This window comes from Planococcus glaciei (assembly GCF_900099655.1).
In the GTDB taxonomy this organism is placed as follows: Bacteria; Bacillota; Bacilli; order Bacillales_A; family Planococcaceae; genus Planococcus; species Planococcus glaciei.
This window is the reverse complement of record NZ_FNDC01000011.1, coordinates 14,180-32,677: the sequence shown is the minus strand read 5'-3', so window position 1 is coordinate 32,677 and position 18,498 is coordinate 14,180. Positions and strand designations below refer to the sequence as shown.

At 38.7% G+C, this 18,498-nt stretch carries 19 protein-coding genes; 1 reads left to right on the top strand and 18 read right to left on the bottom strand.

What is annotated here, in order from left to right; translation table 11 throughout:
* Positions 1-632: 632 nt before the first annotated feature.
* From BLQ32_RS13325 to BLQ32_RS13285, 7 genes are all read right to left on the bottom strand, one after another.
* Positions 633-1,361, bottom strand: a complete 729-nt coding sequence (locus tag BLQ32_RS13325; protein ID WP_074510692.1) for a GntR family transcriptional regulator — start codon at positions 1,359-1,361, stop codon at positions 633-635.
* 65 nt (positions 1,362-1,426) lie between these two features.
* Entirely contained in the window at positions 1,427-2,209 is a 783-nt protein-coding gene (frlD, locus tag BLQ32_RS13320) for a fructoselysine 6-kinase (protein WP_074510691.1), read from the bottom strand.
* A gap of 62 nt (positions 2,210-2,271) precedes the next feature.
* Positions 2,272-3,285, bottom strand: a complete 1,014-nt coding sequence (locus tag BLQ32_RS13315) for an SIS domain-containing protein (protein WP_074510800.1) — start codon at positions 3,283-3,285, stop codon at positions 2,272-2,274.
* Between the two features lie 74 nt (positions 3,286-3,359).
* A complete protein-coding gene (locus tag BLQ32_RS13310) occupies positions 3,360-4,739 on the bottom strand; it encodes an amino acid permease (protein WP_074510690.1) in 1,380 nt (459 codons plus the stop codon).
* Positions 4,740-6,017: 1,278 nt separating this feature from the next.
* Complete coding sequence (locus BLQ32_RS13295) at positions 6,018-7,109, bottom strand: low temperature requirement protein A (protein WP_074510687.1); 1,092 nt, start codon at positions 7,107-7,109, stop codon at positions 6,018-6,020.
* 191 nt (positions 7,110-7,300) lie between these two features.
* Positions 7,301-7,576: a GNAT family N-acetyltransferase gene (locus BLQ32_RS13290; protein ID WP_053168207.1), complete on the bottom strand. Its 276-nt coding sequence runs from the start codon at positions 7,574-7,576 to the stop codon at positions 7,301-7,303.
* Positions 7,576-7,992 (bottom strand): (4Fe-4S)-binding protein, encoded by a 417-nt coding sequence (locus BLQ32_RS13285; protein ID WP_074510686.1) that lies wholly within the window; start codon positions 7,990-7,992, stop codon positions 7,576-7,578. The genes BLQ32_RS13290 and BLQ32_RS13285 overlap by 1 nt, the downstream gene beginning before the upstream one ends.
* 412 nt (positions 7,993-8,404) lie before the next feature.
* On the opposite strand from BLQ32_RS13285, the gene BLQ32_RS13280 reads away from it, so the two are divergent.
* On the top strand, positions 8,405-8,680 hold the full coding sequence (locus BLQ32_RS13280) for an RNA polymerase sigma factor (protein ID WP_074510685.1): 276 nt from the start codon (positions 8,405-8,407) through the stop codon (positions 8,678-8,680).
* A gap of 865 nt (positions 8,681-9,545) precedes the next feature.
* Here BLQ32_RS13280 and BLQ32_RS13275 read toward each other — a convergent pair.
* From BLQ32_RS13275 to BLQ32_RS13230, 11 genes are all read right to left on the bottom strand, one after another.
* The gene (locus BLQ32_RS13275) at positions 9,546-10,178 is read right to left on the bottom strand and encodes a type 1 glutamine amidotransferase family protein (protein WP_074510684.1); all 633 of its coding nucleotides are present in this window, start codon (positions 10,176-10,178) and stop codon (positions 9,546-9,548) included.
* Positions 10,179-10,252: 74 nt separating this feature from the next.
* Positions 10,253-11,215 (bottom strand): helix-turn-helix transcriptional regulator, encoded by a 963-nt coding sequence (locus BLQ32_RS13270; protein ID WP_053168341.1) that lies wholly within the window; start codon positions 11,213-11,215, stop codon positions 10,253-10,255.
* A gap of 302 nt (positions 11,216-11,517) precedes the next feature.
* Positions 11,518-11,940: a hypothetical protein gene (locus BLQ32_RS13265; RefSeq protein WP_074510683.1), complete on the bottom strand. Its 423-nt coding sequence runs from the start codon at positions 11,938-11,940 to the stop codon at positions 11,518-11,520.
* A gap of 111 nt (positions 11,941-12,051) precedes the next feature.
* Complete coding sequence (locus BLQ32_RS13260; protein ID WP_074510682.1) at positions 12,052-12,543, bottom strand: DUF3916 domain-containing protein; 492 nt, start codon at positions 12,541-12,543, stop codon at positions 12,052-12,054.
* 134 nt (positions 12,544-12,677) lie between these two features.
* Positions 12,678-13,214 (bottom strand): hypothetical protein, encoded by a 537-nt coding sequence (locus BLQ32_RS13255; protein WP_244890366.1) that lies wholly within the window; start codon positions 13,212-13,214, stop codon positions 12,678-12,680.
* Positions 13,215-13,320: 106 nt separating this feature from the next.
* Positions 13,321-13,995 (bottom strand): hypothetical protein, encoded by a 675-nt coding sequence (locus tag BLQ32_RS13250; RefSeq protein ID WP_074510680.1) that lies wholly within the window; start codon positions 13,993-13,995, stop codon positions 13,321-13,323.
* A gap of 150 nt (positions 13,996-14,145) precedes the next feature.
* Complete coding sequence (locus BLQ32_RS13245; protein ID WP_074510679.1) at positions 14,146-14,646, bottom strand: hypothetical protein; 501 nt, start codon at positions 14,644-14,646, stop codon at positions 14,146-14,148.
* Positions 14,647-14,842: 196 nt separating this feature from the next.
* Positions 14,843-15,133 carry a hypothetical protein gene (locus tag BLQ32_RS13240; RefSeq protein WP_074510678.1) on the bottom strand — a complete coding sequence of 97 codons (291 nt, stop codon included), beginning with the start codon at positions 15,131-15,133 and terminating at the stop codon, positions 14,843-14,845.
* Between the two features lie 155 nt (positions 15,134-15,288).
* Positions 15,289-15,465 carry a hypothetical protein gene (locus BLQ32_RS19870; protein ID WP_175557116.1) on the bottom strand — a complete coding sequence of 59 codons (177 nt, stop codon included), beginning with the start codon at positions 15,463-15,465 and terminating at the stop codon, positions 15,289-15,291.
* A gap of 375 nt (positions 15,466-15,840) precedes the next feature.
* On the bottom strand, positions 15,841-17,148 hold the full coding sequence (locus tag BLQ32_RS13235; protein ID WP_036809017.1) for a CitMHS family transporter: 1,308 nt from the start codon (positions 17,146-17,148) through the stop codon (positions 15,841-15,843).
* 469 nt (positions 17,149-17,617) lie between these two features.
* Entirely contained in the window at positions 17,618-18,478 is an 861-nt protein-coding gene (locus tag BLQ32_RS13230; RefSeq protein ID WP_244890362.1) for a tripartite tricarboxylate transporter substrate binding protein, read from the bottom strand.
* Positions 18,479-18,498: the final 20 nt, after the last annotated feature.

Genomic DNA, 18,498 nt, shown 5'->3' with positions numbered 1-18,498 from the left:
AGCCATAATGTTTAGCCCACTAAATATATCACCACGAAATTTAGCTGTCAACAATTAATTAGCAGACTAACTAGTTATTCTTATCTCAGTAATTTTTATAGGTAGCACATTAATTAATAACCAGAATAAAAAGCGGCCTGTGTTAAGCCTGCTGTCTTTCTATAAGTAATAATAGGTACTCTAATTTTTCGTCCATCTATTAAGGATCGTTTTAAAGATTAGATATATTCCATGCTTTAACTTTTTTTCTTACAATTGCCGAGCGCAGAAATCATATATCTCCCTTCATTCAGTTATTGTAATAACCAATTTCTTTAACTATACTTACGAATGAATTCAACTTCGACTTAATTAAATTCAGCAAGACAATGTTGAGGAAGCTGTGTTCTGCTTCCCCTTTCTTTGACTAATGATTTTAAAACGAGAAAAGGATTTTTTAAACTAAAATAAAACAGATGCTGAAATACCGAGAAAGACTAAAGGGATTGCAGAGGCAATCCCTTTAGTCTTTCATGTCGAAGGAGTCGATCTCGTGGATTTCTATTTCCCACCCAAGCGGTTCTCCTCGACTGACCCGAACAGTGCAGCTGGAGTTTCACCTAAAGATTGCCCTTCATTATTTCTGAATGTCTTTACTTTGCTCGATGAATTGTTAGATTCACCTTATTTGTTTCGCACATAAAAGTAGAAAGATGAACAGGTTCGTCATTTGCATCAAAAGCAATTTTTAAAATCCTAAACAAGTTTGCACCAACATCACATTCCAACAATTTTGCATAATCTGTTGTGGCACCAATGACATCGATGATTTTATCATTACTAATAATTTCTGTTTGATACTCCTTGGACAGGGTTTTGTACGTGGATTCGTCCATTGCAATTTTCTTTTCTAAATCGGGAAAACGAATTAAAGGAAAATGAGCAATATCATAAAAAAGAGGATGATCATTTACGTACATGAGTCGCTCCAGCTCTAAAACTGGACTTCCCACGTCAATTAAAAGATGACCTGCAACTTCCTCGGATGCTGGTATAACTTCGCTTCTTAAAATACGTGAGTTCGGAATCATGCCTAACTGATGGCTAAACTCCGAGAAACCGCTTACAGATAATAATTCGTTATGGAATTTATTAGTTGTAACAAAAGTACCTCTACGCGGAACACGTGTTAAAGTTCCTTCTTTCACCAATTCCTCAATAGCTTTTCGAATTGTGATTCGGCTAACATTATAGATATCACATAGTTCAGCTTCCGTTGGAATTTGTTCATCTGGCTGATATTTTCCTTGCTGAATATCATTCTTCAACATTTGCCTAATCTGCATGTATAACGGCTGGGGGGTTGAAGGATTTAAATTCATACTAACTCATCCTTATCCATCAATAGATTGTTTAGTCTCTATTATACATAGATTTCCAATCCCCGTCACCACGCTCCGAAATAGCCGATTGTTTTGGCAGCAGTATTTGATCCCAATTCCATACATTCATCAATTGAAAGTCCCTTTAAGGTTCCGAAAAGAAAACCTGCTATAAATGAATCCCCTGCTCCCATTGTATCTACTATTTTTGTTTCCACTGTCTCGCTCCGATAGAAACGTTCTCCATCATAAGCAAGGGAACCATTCTCGCCTAATGTAGCCACAGCAATTTGCGACCCCCAATTTTTAACTTCCTTCAAAAATTGGCGAATATAGTCATCATCTTTTGTATAAGAGAAAAATGAATAATCTACAAATGGCGAAAGACTTTTTACCAATCCATGACCTAGTTGATCGGAAAAATCAAAGGACGTAAGAATCCCCGTTTCTTTGAACAGCGGGTACTTGTCTTCAGCATGTCCCCAAATCCCTGAGTGTACAAGCTGGTGCGTTCCTACAAACTCCACTTCTTCCTCTGTTAAGCAGAAGTTAGCCATAACTCCTTCATCGTATTCACCGAAATAACGGTCGTTTCCATGTAACTCGACTTGCGTAACTGCCGTTTTCCCTTTTTTTGTTGAAAGATGAGTAGTATCTACGCCTTTTCCCTGGATCTTCTCTCTCATCAATTCTCCGTATGAATCAGAACCTATCCAACCGATATAAGCGACTTCAGCGCCTAACTCTTTTAAATATACCGCCGCATTCACTGGGTTTCCTCCAGGATATGCCTGATCATTCACTTGGTAAACATCCATGCAATTGTCCCCGAGCGTCACAATTTTCATCTTTCTCCCTACTTTCTCTGATATTAAGGAATGGGCACTACAAAGTAGCGCCCATCAGCTTGTTAATATGCCATTTGTCGGTAATATCTTCTAAGAGTCAATGGGTGATTTCTTTCGCGCTCCAAATATACACTGATGCGGCTTAACAATGCCCAGTTGATGTTGACAGAGAAGTGGCTTCTGAATTCATCACTTATTCCTTCCATTTCAAAATCTTTCGTATCAATAACAGTAAGTTGTTTTGTAATCTTTTCAGCAAATCTTTCAACACGATCCATCAACGGTCTTGTTTCATCTTCGCCTTTCAGCAAAATAACACTGGTGTCTTCCAGAACCAGTTCAAGTGTACCGTGGAAGAATTCGGCTGCGTGAATCGACTTGGCATGGATCCATTGCATTTCTTCCAGAATGCACATTGCGTAAGAGTAAGTATTGCCCCATAAGTTTCCGGAACCGACCATCATGTGATAATCCGTATCTTTATGCTTAATAGCAAACTCTTCTGCTTTCACATCAAATGCCTTCACCGCGCTTAAGATCGCTTTTGGCAACAGTGCAACTTCCTCTGTGAATTTCTTGTATTGTGGAAATTCGCCTTTGTTGTGCATAAAACGGAATACGACCATGTGTAACAGCATGAAGAAGGTATCAAAAGAATGCGTTTCAGATCCAGTCGTAATGCAGTGGTCGACTGCATGAGTAAGCGGAGTATACGGTTCTGCCACTAAGGCGATCGTTGTTGCTCCTTTTTCCCGGCAGAATTTAGCTGCTGCCACTGTTTCTTCCGTTGTTCCAGAGACAGATGTGAAAATGCAAACAGAGTCTTCGCTGAAGCGTCTATTGTTCATCGCCATAAATTCCGCCGCTATTTGTGCTTGCACTTCAATTGTTGAATTGGCTTTCAAAATATATTCATAAGGGTACATCATCGCGATAGTTCCACCTGCACCAATAAGGAAAATGTTGCTGTAACCTTTTTCGCAAATCTCGTCTACAATTTCTTCGATTTTCCCTCTATAAGCTAGTCCTTCTTTTTCCACCAGTTTCAAAAATAGTTCTTCATCGTATTTCAGCAATTTCATCTTCCTTCCATTTTTTATTTGTTATGTCTTGTATTATAAATTAATATAACAAATTAAACAAATAGTTTCTATTTTTGTTCAGCAGGACTGACTTTCTCAGTTTTAAGGTCCCAACCCATTGCTTCTTCGCTCTTTCTGCCACCATATTTCTTTTCCCAGTAGTAATACACAGGAAGTCCTGTCGCAACTACAATCAATGCGGCAATCATGCCTTCAATTGGTGCCCAAGTAAATGTGCCCCAAGCAAGCCATGCTGCGCCTAGAATAGCGAGCATAGTAGTGACTCTCCACATTGGCATACGATAAACCGGCTTATAATCACCTCGTTTGCGGCACTTGTAGACTGCAGCAAAATCCATGATATTGATGAGCAATTGAATAAGCGTGAAATATCCCAGCAAAGCAGTCAGGTTGCTGAACATGACCAGAATGCAAGCATACGTAACTTGTACTACGATTGAAAAGCTCGGTGTTTCATACTTCGGATGAACTTTCGCAAAGCGCTGAAAGAATAAGCCATCTTTTGCCATCGCATATTCAAGACGTGGCTGGAACATAATACATGAACTTAAAGAGCCTAAAATGACAATAATGGCGGTAACCGCCACAAACGATGAAGCAATATCAGATAATCCTGGTATGAACTTTACAGCGTCTGATAAGGCTGCATTAGATGCGAGTAGGTTTTCAAATGGCATTAAGCCGATGACACAAACCGCAAGCAACGTATACAAAGACATCACTATCAAAATAGAACCGATAAGGGCACGTGGTAAAACCTTGCCCGGATTTTTAAATTCCCCTGCCATAAAGCAAATGGCTGCCATTCCTGTGTATGCCCAAGTAGTTGCCGATATTCCTCCAATCAAGCTTGTTGGACCTGAGCCTGAAGGTGGGGTATATGAGAAATTCCCTGGATTCATGTACATCAATCCTAAACCAATCACAATTAAGAAGGGAATAATCTTAACGGCTGTAATAATAACCTGGAATAACCCGCCTTCTTTAACACTTCGATAGTGAATAGAAGTGATAATCAAAATGATCGCAATACCCAGCAATTTCCCTGGCAAGCCATCAAAGAACGGCAGAAACGTCGCTATGTAAGAAACAAGCGCCAATGCCATGATTGCAATGGACGGAGGATCTAAAGCCCAAAACGTTGCCCAGCCATACAGAAAGCCTAAAGGGCGCCATCCAGCTTTGTTCAAGTAAACGTAACCGCTTCCATTTTGCGGGTAGGCAGTTGATAGTTCTGCTAATACCATAACTTGTGGGATAGCAATCAATCCCCCTATAATCCAAGCAAGAATCGCCAGCGAAGGTGTTCCAGCAGCCCGGGCAACATCTCCTGATGAAACAAAAATACCTGAACCTATTGTCGTTCCAACTGCAATTGCTAAAGCTGCCCAAAAACCTAGCTTTCTTGTCAACGCACCATTGTTCATACGAGTTCCTCCAAATCGAATGATTAGATTTTCATTTCTTTTATCTTTTTCAGGGATTTCATAATTGCCGCTTGAGGATCTTGATAATAAGCAGACCCCATTACTTCTAAAGTACAAGTCCTTTATGTCCGTAATGTTGAAGACTCATTAAGTACCCTCGCCAATCTTGGACGCCCTCATCCAAAGATAAATGGGCATAGCTGTAGCCTTCTCCATCAATTAGTAGTCATCGAGTTTCTCGCAAGTTATCTGCATTGAGACTAGATCAACCATTATATTATCGAAGGCAAACGGATTTGTTCTCTCATCTTTTTTAACCTATGGAATCTGAAATTAGGTTAGATTTGAATTGAGCCCCCTTCCTCAAAAACTCTAATTGTTATGTCTTGTATTATAATTTAACAATACATTAAAAACAATCTAAATTTTAAAATTTTTAAACAAAATTTCTTGATTACTTAATAAGTACTGAATCACAAACTAAAGACATTATAAAAGTGACTTACCTGGCGCAGTCGAAAGAAGTAAAACTCGAATGTATATCCGCTGGACTCGGCATCATTCTGCTCCGCTATAATGCTGGTGCCAAGAAGAATCGGAAAGATAAGTACGTAGCAACGTCATTAAACAAGTTTTTGGGCCTGTTGAGCGAGGGGAAGGAATTAGCGGAAGTGTGCAAGATTATTCAAATCTAAATTTCCATCCGCCCTTTACAAAGGCAAAATTTTAATTAACAGCCGTTTGAATAAAAATACACTTTTCTAGACAAAAAGGAGAAAAGATGTGCTGTAGCAGCCATCTTTTCCCCTCTGTATTTAAATTGTTGCTGAAAACCTCTTGATATGTAATACTCCTAATTCTCATTTGGGCTCAATTAACTCTAAGGAGTTTTTTGTATTTCTCCTTGAATTACTAATAACCGAATAATGCTTTTGCTCAATCACCCAGTAAATTTGGAGCGCCTTAGGAAGTAGCCATGTATTCCATCTTCATTCAATCGTTCCTGTCCGGAGATATTAAATTTTTAGAATACGCACCTATTAAGAAGAAAGAATTAGCCAGATGTGGCAATAAAACCGTTCGTATAAGACTCTTTAAAGGGCAAAAAGAAAGGAGAGGTGCATCGAACAACCTCTCCCTTTCCTTTATAAACAAGTGGCTACTGATTATTGTGCAGATGCCATTATGATTCATCCTATTTTTATTTACTATCCTGTAAAAGTTTAAAATTTGTCTTCTGCTAAAATTTATAGAGTGTGTACAATAATTCAAATGCTCTTATTTGGTCGTAAAGACTGTATAAACAATGAAAAAGATCAGCAGTTCCGTTAAAAGGACTAATACAGAAACTGAGACGAGCAAATTGAAAATCAGGAAAGAAATTAAAATAGCGAGAAACAAAAGCAGATGCCAGACTTGTAAACGATGTTCTGGCCTACGGTACTTATGGAACACAGCTGTCGTTGCTGAGAAATATACAAAAGCAGTACTAAACGTCAAAACCAATAAAAAAACCGGTTCTACTTCGTATAGATAGCTCATCTGAATGACTGCAGCAAACAAGCTTAAAGACATTAGAGTGAATAAATGCCCATAAATGATGACTTGTCCAGAAGTGACAGCCTCTTTATCGATTTTCTTTTCAAGGTTGTCGAAATATTGCCACCACATGGCGATGATTACTAAAAATGCAAGGAAAATAAGGATCACTTCACTCCATAAAAATGCTTCCGTTTCGAATATGGCAACAAGGCTGACGATTGATTCTCCAAACAAAATGATGGTCAATAACCCGAATCGTTCCAAAAGATGCGGCGTATTGACCGGCACTTTTTCCAAATGCTTTCTGTTCAAGATTGGAATAAAGAGATCGATTATAATTCCCAAATACAAGATGAAATACCTTAGCCAAGAATCGAAAAAGACGGATAAAAGCGAAATGAAAATTCCGATGAGAAAGCCGAACCCCAGGTGTTTAGCCACAGCACGGCTAGGCCCTTTCAAGGATCGGAGTGTATAGATATATTGAAGAGCGGTTACCATGCGTACACCAATATAACCGATGAGAAATGGGATATAGTAATTGTCAAAATCAGGGGACAGGCTAGCTGTCAGTACAACCATAAAAAACATCTGAAGAATCATGAATAGACGATGGGACAGCCGGTCTTCCCCAAAGCGGTTCGTATAAAGTGTCTGGCCTACCCATGACCACCAGATCGGGATGAAAATTAAAACAAATTTGAATAAGTATTCCCCTGGAATTATTCCATTTTCCAAATGCAGCAATACATGAGTAGCTTTTGCTATAGCCGCAACAAAAATCAAATCAAAAAACAGTTCCAACCATAACACGCGTTTATGAATCATTTACTATCACTCCAATTACTCTTTTTCAATCCGCTTTAGTGATTAATCACTTGTCGCACTGGTTTTAAACTAAATCAAATGGCTAAACGAATCGCTATCCGTTTAGCCTCTAGCTAAGACCTGTATTTAGTTCAAAACTCGTCTCATCTATTGCTATAAAAGAAGTGATTTGAAAAAAACGGAGTTCGTGGTTACTTGGCTAAAACATCTGCATATTCGGGATGTATTTCAAATTGATGCTTCGCAAAAGGACAAAGGGGCACAATCATCAAGTTGTTTTCCCTTGCATAACCAATCACGGTCTCCACTAATTGCTCGCCTACACCCTGGCCTCGAAGCTGCTCTCCAACATGTGTATGGTCAACAATAATTCGAGTAGCGCCAGCCGGAACATAATGAACTTCAGCATCCGTATTCTTAATATCATCACCAATATAAAATTTGTTTTCTCCTGATTTGATTTCCATCAACTTTTCTCTCCCTTACAGTTCGAGCTTTTATCGCAGAAGGGGACATTATTTGATTGCCCGCATCCACAAAGTACAGCGCGATAAGTTTTTATGTCATCCTCCACCTGGCTTATCTGAAGATTTCCTCGCATAATTAATTGCTGGGATACGGTGGGAACAATGGTAGCCGGTGCATCCGGTTGTTCATTTGGCCCTCCATCCTTTCGTCCGTACTGAAGTGCTCCACTTGGACAACGTTCAATTACTTGAGCTATCGCTTCCAAACTCCCTTGCTGCGGATCTACCCAAGGCCGCCGTGTTGTGTCAAAAACCAACGGAAGTCCTTTGACACATTCAGCAGCATGGATGCAAAGAGCCGGCGTGAAATAGACGTCTATTTCACTTCCTCTATATTCTTTTTGTACCAGTTTCATATTGCTGTGCCTCCTTCCTTATTTCTCTTGACAAATGAATTGCTAGCTGTTTAAGACTGTCCTATGCATTGGGCAATTGCTCTTCTTTTAAAAGGATATATTCTTTTCCTCTCTTTTTCTCTTCCTTTCTGTTCTATCCTTAAGTTCTCTTTTATAAAAGAAAATTCCTACTTACAAATAAAATAAATCCATATTCGATAATATCGGTGTGGATTGGTTCATTCATCCAGTATATTCAAGACGCATCTGAACATTTAATACCATTTTTCGTAATTCTTTTTTAAAAAATGGTTCAATATTTTCATTAACTTTATAGAGCTTTTACTCCCTTATAAATGTAAAAAAATTACACGTTTATGAATTAAAAAGTAAAGGTATAGATAGTTAATTAGTACCCCAACGGAGCGTGAGAATGACTACTAACCAAGAATTAAGGACTATCCATATGGTTAAAGATAAAGCATCATTCGAGGCTTTCTACAACAAGTATGAATACTTCCTATTTAACATTGCATATAAATTAACAGGCGATAAAGATCAAAGCGAAGTTTTACTAACCAAAGTTTTTAAAAGAATTAAAGAGCATCCATCTGACTTATTTGAAGCATCCACTAAAAATCCGACTTTCACACTGTTCGAGCTCACTGTACGAGTGCACAAAGAAAATTGCCAAAGCCTCTACCCTTAAAAGCTCCTCGCAACTTTTCTTACGCTTATTTCCTTCTTAAATCATTCTTTTCAAAATGATCAGATGAAATAATTATGATTAGGCATGTACGAAAAAAATTTGCTGCTAGAATCTGATTTGGAACTAAAATCGAGAAAAATATTCTCCTTTTCGGTAAAGAGAAACATTTATAACAAGGCGCTGTCTGTGCTCAGATTTTTTCAATATAAATGAACGATTTGATGCAATAAAGAAAAAGGTCGTCCACTGAACGGACTCTCACATGGTATACACTTTAAGAAATAATTATATTTGGGGTTCAGTTGATTAATAACCTTTCTGTTCTCTTTATTAATTCAATCTGGATCAAAAATATCGAAATCGCAGTGGTCCTCATTTTCCATTTTACGGAATTACCGACGCCAGACGAATACTTGCTGTGGCTGCACATCTTCCTTTTCAGCCGCCGATTTGAGATCTTTTTCTATTTGCTAAATTAATTATTTTGCCCTTAACATTTGGTATCCCGCCATTGTCCAACGCCATTTCCGTAAAAAGAACGGATAAAAAACCTGGATAATGAGTCGGTTTATTAAATAAAGGGATTACAAAAGCGGAGGACTGCTCTTAAAAAGAGAGTGACTCCTCTGCTTTTCTTATCTTGGCCATTCAAATATCATCTACCAATAAGTGAAGAGATATAAACTTGTGACTGACTGGAATTTGCTTTGTCATCCAGTATTTTTTGACTAGAATTTTTCATTACTAAAGATAGAACAGAGAGCGCATCAATTAAATGTGAATTTACACCGATAAGGAATTTAAAAAATAAAACCTAGCTTTCTTGCAAATCATAATAGTGAATTGAGCTTTCCAGCTGCTTTATTTATTTTTTTATTGAATTCATTAATTGGAAGAAGTCTTCGGATTGATGGGCCTTATTCAGGCTGTACCAAGAACGCAATGCATCTTTTGCAAAAACATCTAATTTTTCCAGCACTTCCACCGCAAATTCCAGTGGAGCTATTCCAGAGGAAGTAACTAAATTTGCATCTGATACCGCAGATTCCGCTTCATAGAACTCTTCTCCTTTATAATTAGGACATACCATTTTGGTATACTCTAAGTTGTTACTTGTATGCTTTCTAACATCTAAATATCCTAAATTCGCAAGGCCTTCGATTGCACCGCAAATTGCGGCCACAATAGTGCCCTGCTTTAATGCTTCGCCGACTCTTTCCAAGACAGGTTGATGAATCTCTTCATTCCACGTCGTTCCTCCTGGTAAAATTAAAAGATCTTTACTTCCAAGAATACATTCATTAAGTGAAATATCTGGCTTAATGCCCACCCCTCCCATCGTCGTTATTATTTCTTTATTGGCTCCTACAGTAATTACTTTTAAAGGAGCTATATCTTTTTTAAAATATCTTCCCGAGTTTAGTTCAGCAATTAAATATCCATACTCCCAGTCCGACATTGTATCAAATACATAGAGAAAAGCTTTTTTTGTTAGCATTCCATATCACTCCAATTCCAATTAATAGAGCTAGTATAAAATAACTTCCCTGACATCTAGCGTCAGGGAAGTCATCATATTTCATGAAATTTTATTAGTTCCGCCAGAACTTCAACCAGTCGTTTCTTAAGACTTGTTGGTTCAATGACCTTAATCGATTGATTATACGGTAAAAGTAAATAAGGCACATATGTATGGATCACATCTTTTTCCAGAAGAAAAACTGCTTGAGTTGAAGTCCGTTGCTGTAAATAATGTCCTAAAAACCAATGTTGGCAGAAATCATCTAATACAGTTTTATGTCCCTGAACAACCAAAGAAGTCATCCCCTTCTTACCTTCTATGGCTGGAAGAAGATTTTCTAAAAAAAAGTCATGCGCTGAAAACTTTTCTGGCTGATTAAACTCATTTTGGGTTAGCATTAGTCTTTCAATTCGATTTACTCTAAAACTACGAATCTCATTCCTAAGATGACAAAATCCAATGACATACCACTTATTGTTCCAATAAAGAATTCTGTATGGATCGACTAATCTATCATTTGATTGCTTTTCGCCGCTTTTCTGGTAGCGAATTTTAACTGAGTACCCGTCAGCTACGGCCTGTTCCAGCTCTTTTAAAAAAGGTTCTATAGAGAATGGACTTGATCGATTGATTACTTCAAGGCTGGTTAAATTTTGGTTTACCTTTGTTTTCTGCTCTTGATTTGAGTAATTACTAAGTTTTGAAATGGCCCTATTTAGTGCTTCACCGCCATAATATCCAGCTTCTTCTGCAAAAACTGCCGCATGGATTAGGGAAGTTTGCTCCTCAAAATCAAAAAAAAGTGGTGCTTCAATAAAATTGTTCATTAAAGTGTAGCCACCGTTATGACCTGGTTCTGAAATGATCGGTACGCCACTTGTTGAAATTGTATCAATGTAACGATAAACTGTCCTTATATTCATCTCTAGCTTTTCTGAAATTTGTTTTGCAGTAATTTTTTCACCCGAACGAAGCATCCATATAATTGCCAGCATATTATCAATCTTCGGCATATAACTCCCCCTCTCTATAAAGCTTTGCTGCCTAATTCATTCCTGCATGATGTATACGGTACTTCTTCCCCCCGCTTTAAATCTTCCTAGCGTCATATTCTAAAAATAACTTTCTATTTGTCTCAACTCCAATCAAGTTTATTTGCTTCTATTACTGGAATTGTTCCTTTAAGGCCCGCAATGACATACGGAAGGATTGCGGTTCTCTTATTTGTTGCATTTGCCACTTACAACTCTTCTAAGAAAAAAAGATTTCCCAAGTAGGACTGGTTAGCTTCTCGGAAAGATTGTAGGCTATCATTTCAATTCATTTTAGGACGCTTTAAGATAAATCTGGGTGGAGATCCATTTGCTTGTTCCGCTTCAAAGTAGGCTAATTCACCCGGAATACACGAAATGATAGACGGAAAACCAAAGCCTACAGCATGTTCCAAAACTTCTTGAAGAGGCAGTTCTTTTCCATCTACCTTTTCACTGTGAGACAGGGAATAGCACATCTTTTCAGCTCCGTTTTTCATGAGTAGCTCATAAATGTCATCTGGATCCGAATTAGGAGGTGGAATTTCGATCATGTATTTCCCCTTCAACATCCTCTGATATTCGTGGCAAAGCCGATTTAAAGCATGATCCCTTTTCTTTGGTGTAAACAATTCGTGGAGCACTCTTTCTTGAACGTTTTTTTCGAAGAACGATTTCACAATCAGTTCTTCCATCTCCTTCTTCATGTTGATTCCCTCCCATCCTATTTCTCTTATTTACCCTTACTAATTTAAGCTCTATTGAATGTAACTTAATTCGCATCATGTTACATTAAAAAGCTCGTCATTTAATGTCTCCTATAACCAAATTTCACTTTCATAATAACCATCCTCGTCATCAATAACTTCTTTAAAACCGGATATGTCTAAATCGTCCGGAATAGTTAACTTCCAGTCAGTTTGAATGTTTCCGTTATCTGTGAGAGGAATCCACTTATAATAATCGCTATCCCTGTTAAAGAAATCTTTAAAATCATCTTCCCCTTTGAAGATGATAATTTGCGAATTCCATAGACTGGGCAAGGTAAATAAGACAGCAACCCGATATCTTTCTTCATTATGCGGCTGCAGCCCTTTTAGATATTCTGCTCGATCCACTAACGTCTGCATGCACAATCGCTTGACCTTCCGCGGAGTTTTACCGGAGCTGATAAAACCTTGGCCAACCGGTAAGTGCATATGCCAGTTGCCGTTGTAGTATTCTGTTGGGAACGCCAGTGTGTTTTCTTCGATCCGGCCGACCATATTTTCCGTCTTCCGTTTAATCCCACGGATTTTTTTCTCGCGCATTTAGAATTCTCCTCACTTTCAGCGTCAACATAATAAAGTATTAGAATTGATAATAACCAAGTAATTTGAATATGAATGCAAGAAAACCATCCGAATTCCATATATCTTCTTTAGATGTGAACTTTTTGACTGGTTCAAATCCCTTGCCAGTTTTGCCATATACTTGTGAAGTACTCGGACAATAACCCTTTTCCTTGAAACCTGTCTTCAAGCACAGTTTTTAATTGTTGAAATCCGTTCTTCAGCTCTACATCATCGGAAGTGAGGGAACTTATGTAAGAATACTGATACACGGGCTCGTCTGGGCATAGTTCATGAGCACGTCTCAACATCAATTTACCTTTTTCTTCCCAATCTTCATAATCACCAAAGTAATACGGAAATAGTGAAATCATATAGCCGAAAATCCAAAGGAACTCTTCATGATCCTTCAAATTAGCTAATCCAAAATTCGTAGCTTGGATTAATATGGTCGCTAACTCATCCAAGTCTACATTTCCGACTCCTAGAGGCACCTCTTCGACTAAGAGATACCAACAAAAGAACCCCAGTCGAATGGTCACTTTTACGTCAGTCGGATCTTGCTGCCAGTTCTTTAGTAAGAACGATTTTGCTTCATTCCACTTTTCCTGACTTTCTAAAGCATCCACTTCCGGCCATTGCCAATCCATCACAAGGCTTCACCACCTACCTTGAGTATTTGATTGAATGTAACTTAATTCCCAATAAATTACATCCAAAACTAAAAAAACGTTTTTACAGGGTTTATTAAATAGTCTAAATTTCGATAGTAGCCTGCCAGCTGCTGTATGGAGATTTGACAACGATCAACGATTCGCTTTGCCATTTCAGTTTCCCTAAAAATCTGGAATAGGCATTTGGTTCTCCTATCTCTTCCACCAAAAGCTTGTTTACAATTCGCATCCCTCTTGCATCATAAACTTCACAATACAATTGAAACCCTTCGACGCGATGCACACCTTTTAATAACGCTACTCTTTTCCGGCTAGGACTCTTTTTCGGAGTTTTTCCTGCTAAAAACACGGCTTCGTAATTTTGATTCGGAATTTGATTAAGTGAACGGTCCACTAGTTCCAAAATGACATCCTTTGGTAAAGGGGAATATTCCAGTAAAACTGGCACTACATATAAATGAATCAAGCGCTTAAATTCCTTGAATTTCGCTTCAGTGGATTCCAAGCAAAGAAATTCCAGAAAATTATAAGGCACCTTCACTTCAATCTCCATAATTTCTGTCCGTTTGCTTAGAGAATAGGGACTTCGTTCATTTCCTACACAAAAAATATTGATCAACTCATGCCCCTCTATGGTCAGTCCCAATTCTGTAGCCTTCCTAGAAAAAATCAATTCAAAAATATTCATTTCGTGCTTTCGTTTTTTGTCTTCCGGGGTACGATTTTTTCTCCAGTCATTAAAATGAACGTCTAGCATGATTTTCTCCTTTCATAATTACTTGTGTTTTAGCCTTTTACGACAAAAACCAGATCTCCTTCATGTTTCGATTTCAGGAAATTTGATGTCGCTTTCCCCTATTTTGAATGCAATTTAATTAGCAATGAGTTGCATTCAGATTGAGCCAAGTTACAAAGTTTCTCTATCATTAGAAAGTATTACTACATAAACATTGAACGGTTCATTCACTTTTTCTTTCTCTTCCGTCTCGGTAGGAACCTCATCGTGAATCTCGGTAAAAGGGAAGCCATCGTGAAACTGAAATTGTAGAAATTCAACGATGATGGGTTCTATACTTGCAATCGTTTTATACTTGCTGCCAAACGGCAACTTTTCTTGAAATGCAGACATCAAGCTGAATCTGAGGCTTGATGTCTGCCAGTCAAACCATGCATAAAAAATCATGGGATGGTCACTAGTATGGACGATCTGCTCTTTTCTATTGGTTTGAACTTGGGTAAAGAATGAAACCAGTTCTTCCATAGTAAAATCATTTGCCAACTCCTGTCCCATCGAAATAGACCAAGTGTTTTCCGCCGCTTCGTCAGTAAGATCCTCAATCGAATTTCCAATAAACAATGGATCTTCAACAATCTCCTTTAACTCTTCCATAAATTCGTTCTTGTTCATTAGGGCCTCCTGACTGCCTAAAACTTATAAGTAAATGGCTACTTGAACATAGTGGTCATGCTGCAGAGCTTTTTCCATACTAGAGTTAGGCCGCCTTTTTTGTTGAAGTTCTTTGAATTTAATTTAGATAATACAAGTAACTGAATGCAACATAACTACCAGAATGTAAAATTTTATTCTTTCAAAAACTAAGTTTTTATGAACCAGTGATTATAGCAATGGGAGTTGATTTACCATTTATGAGTATGTCAATCATTTCCGTATCCTTGTCTACTTTCAACTTAAATACATGTTGTTCAATTTCGCCATCCTCTTTGGGCATGGCTTTCAATTTCACGTTCAATTTATCTCCTTGTTTTTCAAGAGAAGCAGTTACCTCATCTGTTGCCTGATAAATGATATAGGTCATTTCCCCATCCTTATTTACAGATTGGAGAGGAACGGCTGGGTCCAATAGTTCTTGAACATTTTTCGGCGCTTTTTCCAATCTTTTGATGCTAGGTGACTATCGATTAAGTACCTTCTCATGAGACATTAACCTTTTGTTGAAATAGATCAATCAGCAGATCTTAAAAGAAATATTAAATTCTTGGTACATCAATATTAACAATAATTCCCACCATAAAATAGCTGAAATTACCGCTAATAATAATAGCAATCGCCATCATTTGGAATAACTACATTCGAAGCCATGCCTTTTTCTTCCGCAAATCTTTTCAAATCTGCACTTGAGAGGTTCCAGTGGTTGACCACTTCCATGCGAACAGCGAAGATTGTCGCTTTTGGTGCCGCTTTATGCACTTCATGGACATCTTTCATGAAGGGTTGGTCCAGGTTTAATGCGGCGGAAGGAGCAATGCCTGTGTCGCCACCGTCAATGAAAGTGAATTAAACGAGGCTCTACGGCTGATCAATGAACGGACACGGAAATGACTGAAGCGGCGAACGGCGAAGTATTCATGGATGAAGTGTTGTACTTGATTAGACAAACTGTCTCCTATAAAAATATTCCTGCCAACCAGACGAATATAGTATACCGATGCTTAAGAAACAGAAAAAACTCGAAATGGAGCCACTTTTAAAAGTGTCTATCATTTCGAGTCCAGTTCATCGGCCGGGAGATGCATGTATTCAAACGCAGAAGCTGATGAGTATCTTGATATTTTCTACAGAGACATTCTCTAGTATGGGAGCTTATAACGTAATGACGCCGATAGCAATCGAAAAGAAAATCATTACAAAGCATGACCCCAACGCCCATTTAAAAATGAATTTTTGATGGTCTCCGAACTCCACACCCGCCATACCGACAAGCAAGTAAGCAGAAGCCATCAAGGGGCTCATCGCATGGATTGGCTGGCCCAATAAGGATGCACGTGCAATTTCAACCGGATCCACGCCATAAGCTGCTGCCGTTTCAGCTAAAATTGGCAGTACGCCGAAATAATAAGGATCATTTGCCATAAAGTAAGTGAATGGAATACTGGTGACAGCGGTAATAACAGCAAAATACGAGCCTAGCGATTCCGGAATCACTGCTACTAAACTGTTAGCCATCGCATCGACCATTTCTGTTCCAGATAAAATCCCTGTAAAAATACCAGAAGCAAAAACCAATCCCACAACGGCAAGGACATTTCCTGCATGGCTGGAAATTCTTTTCTTCTGATCATCCAGGTTTGGGTAGTTGATCATCAGCGCGATGACAAAAGCAATCATGAACAGCGTAGCCAACGGCAAGACAGAAGCAACCAAACAGACTATCAAGGCAATGGTCAAAATAAGATTTATCCATATCAACTTTGGCCGTTTCGTGTCATTCGGAATAGCGGCTGCGCTTACTTCACTTAACGCAAGTGTCTCTTTCACAGAATATTGAATCTCAGCAACGCCCAATCTTTTCCGCTCTTTTCTTCCAAGGACAAATGCCGTAAACAAAGTCCATAAGATCCCGGCTGCCATTACAGGGATGAGCGGCGTAAATACATCTGCCATATCCAGCTGCAGTGCCGCTACTGCTCTTGCTGTCGGTCCGCCCCAAGGCATCATGTTCATGACGCCGAATGAAAGCATCGCGACACAAGTCAATACTAGCGGGTTCATGCCAATCCGCTTATAAAGCGGCAGCATGGCTGATACGGTGATCATATAAGTAGTGGTGCCATCGCCATCAAGTGCTACAAGCATCGCCAGGATAGCCGTCCCTAAAACAATTTTCAATGGATCTCCCTTAACAATCGCTAAAATTTTTGAGACAAGTGGATCGAACAAGCCTGCGTCAATCATAATGCCAAAGTAAAGTATAGCGAACATCAACATAACCCCGGTTGGAGCAACTTGCTTGATCCCTTCCATCATCATATCGCCAAGCCCAGCACCAAAACCTCCAAGCAAAGCGAACAACGTCGGTATAGTTACCAGCGCAACCAATGCAGACATCCGTTTTGTGATGATCAAAAACATAAATACAGCGATCATTGAATAACCCAAAAGAGCTAACATATTTATTCCCCCTTAAATTTTTTCGAAATTGTCAGTCATTAAACTTGTGAAATAATTCGCCAATTAGATATTGTTTATAAATATAGAGGATGGAATTCTCTATGTAAACGTTTACAAATTTTTGTCATTTAAATCCTTTGAATTCTTTTCGTACATAAAAACCATCGTCGGAGTATTCGCGTTTTTATTCAATGGCGTTAGCAAAACATTAAAGTGCGTTGAATCATACCTGAGAGCTTGAAATTCCAGCTGATTTAATGTAAAAAAATAACACAAAAAGGCTTCAGCTTAAGGCGTATTAATGCCTTAAACTGAAGCCCTTAGTAATAGGCTGATTTCGACATGAAAATTATTTGTAGATACGGCCGGGAGTAAGTTTCTAATCACTTTAGCTATAAAAGAGGCAAGAGCCGCTGCAAAGCTTTATTTCATTGCAACTATTCCTTCTATAACTTTGTGAGAAGCTGTCTTATTTGCCGCTGCCCTTCATCAATTCTTCATACATCTTACTTTGCTCTTCCAAAAACTCTGTTGTTTCACTGCTATTCATATAAAAATCTTTCCACATATACTGTTCGATGGTTTGTTGCCATTCTTCTGTTTGCACCATTTCCCCAAATGTCTCATCCCAAAACTGAATTTCATCTTTTGCCATATTCGGCGGCCCCATAATGCCTCGCCAATGTTCAAAAACAACTTCAATGCCTTCTTCCGTCCATGTGGGGATTTCCGGAAGTTCTTTTAATCTTTCATCAGATGAAATCACAAGTATTTTTACTTGGTCCAGATCGTAATATTTCTTTGCTTCCGATAAGGTCATCGACGCAACGTCTATCTGCTTTTCCAACAACGCTTCCACTACTTGGGCACTATTTTCGTAGATATGAAAGTCAAGTTCTTCCGGCTTTGCTCCAGCTTGTTCGCTCGCCAACACGAATGACAGTTGATCGTCATTCCCAAGTCTTGGCGAAACGCCGATTTTAAAATTCTGCGGTGCATCTTTCAGATTCTCTATTAAGCTATTTGCACTTTTTATGCTTGAATCCTTCGATACAACCACCACTTCCCATTCTGTCGCCAAAATGGCGAGTGGTGTAAAATCTTTATAGGTCAACTGGCTTTGCCCTAATAAATGATTTGTAATGAGCAAGCTTGAATTGACGGCTAATACTGGCCCTTTTTGCTGCTGCGTGTATTTCCAGCCTAATTCTCCTCCTGCTCCGAGATGATTAACGACTTGAATTTCTCCGTCAATCAAGTTTTCACTGAGTAAACTGTCTCGTATCATCTGCGCTGTTATGTCCCATCCTCCGCCAATCGAACCAGCCACAAGCGTAACTTCATCCAGGC

Excerpts from the sequence above, each read along its gene's own strand:
- BLQ32_RS13280 (WP_074510685.1), top strand. The coding sequence starts at position 8,405 with ATGACTACTAACCAAGAATTAAGGACTATCCATATGGTTAAAGATAAA.
- BLQ32_RS13265 (WP_074510683.1), bottom strand. The coding sequence starts at position 11,940 with ATGAAGAAGGAGATGGAAGAACTGATTGTGAAATCGTTCTTCGAAAAA.
- BLQ32_RS13245 (WP_074510679.1), bottom strand. The coding sequence starts at position 14,646 with ATGAACAAGAACGAATTTATGGAAGAGTTAAAGGAGATTGTTGAAGAT.
- BLQ32_RS13295 (WP_074510687.1), bottom strand. The coding sequence starts at position 7,109 with ATGATTCATAAACGCGTGTTATGGTTGGAACTGTTTTTTGATTTGATT.
- BLQ32_RS13250 (WP_074510680.1), bottom strand. The coding sequence starts at position 13,995 with ATGCTAGACGTTCATTTTAATGACTGGAGAAAAAATCGTACCCCGGAA.
- BLQ32_RS13255 (WP_244890366.1), bottom strand. The coding sequence starts at position 13,214 with ATGGATTGGCAATGGCCGGAAGTGGATGCTTTAGAAAGTCAGGAAAAG.
- BLQ32_RS13260 (WP_074510682.1), bottom strand. The coding sequence starts at position 12,543 with ATGCGCGAGAAAAAAATCCGTGGGATTAAACGGAAGACGGAAAATATG.
- BLQ32_RS13310 (WP_074510690.1), bottom strand. The coding sequence starts at position 4,739 with ATGAACAATGGTGCGTTGACAAGAAAGCTAGGTTTTTGGGCAGCTTTA.
- frlD (WP_074510691.1), bottom strand. The coding sequence starts at position 2,209 with ATGAAAATTGTGACGCTCGGGGACAATTGCATGGATGTTTACCAAGTG.
- BLQ32_RS13290 (WP_053168207.1), bottom strand. The coding sequence starts at position 7,576 with ATGGAAATCAAATCAGGAGAAAACAAATTTTATATTGGTGATGATATT.
- BLQ32_RS13235 (WP_036809017.1), bottom strand. The coding sequence starts at position 17,148 with ATGTTAGCTCTTTTGGGTTATTCAATGATCGCTGTATTTATGTTTTTG.
- BLQ32_RS13325 (WP_074510692.1), bottom strand. The coding sequence starts at position 1,361 with ATGAATTTAAATCCTTCAACCCCCCAGCCGTTATACATGCAGATTAGG.
- BLQ32_RS19870 (WP_175557116.1), bottom strand. The coding sequence starts at position 15,465 with ATGAAAGATGTCCATGAAGTGCATAAAGCGGCACCAAAAGCGACAATC.
- BLQ32_RS13275 (WP_074510684.1), bottom strand. The coding sequence starts at position 10,178 with ATGCTAACAAAAAAAGCTTTTCTCTATGTATTTGATACAATGTCGGAC.
- BLQ32_RS13270 (WP_053168341.1), bottom strand. The coding sequence starts at position 11,215 with ATGCCGAAGATTGATAATATGCTGGCAATTATATGGATGCTTCGTTCG.
- BLQ32_RS13285 (WP_074510686.1), bottom strand. The coding sequence starts at position 7,992 with ATGAAACTGGTACAAAAAGAATATAGAGGAAGTGAAATAGACGTCTAT.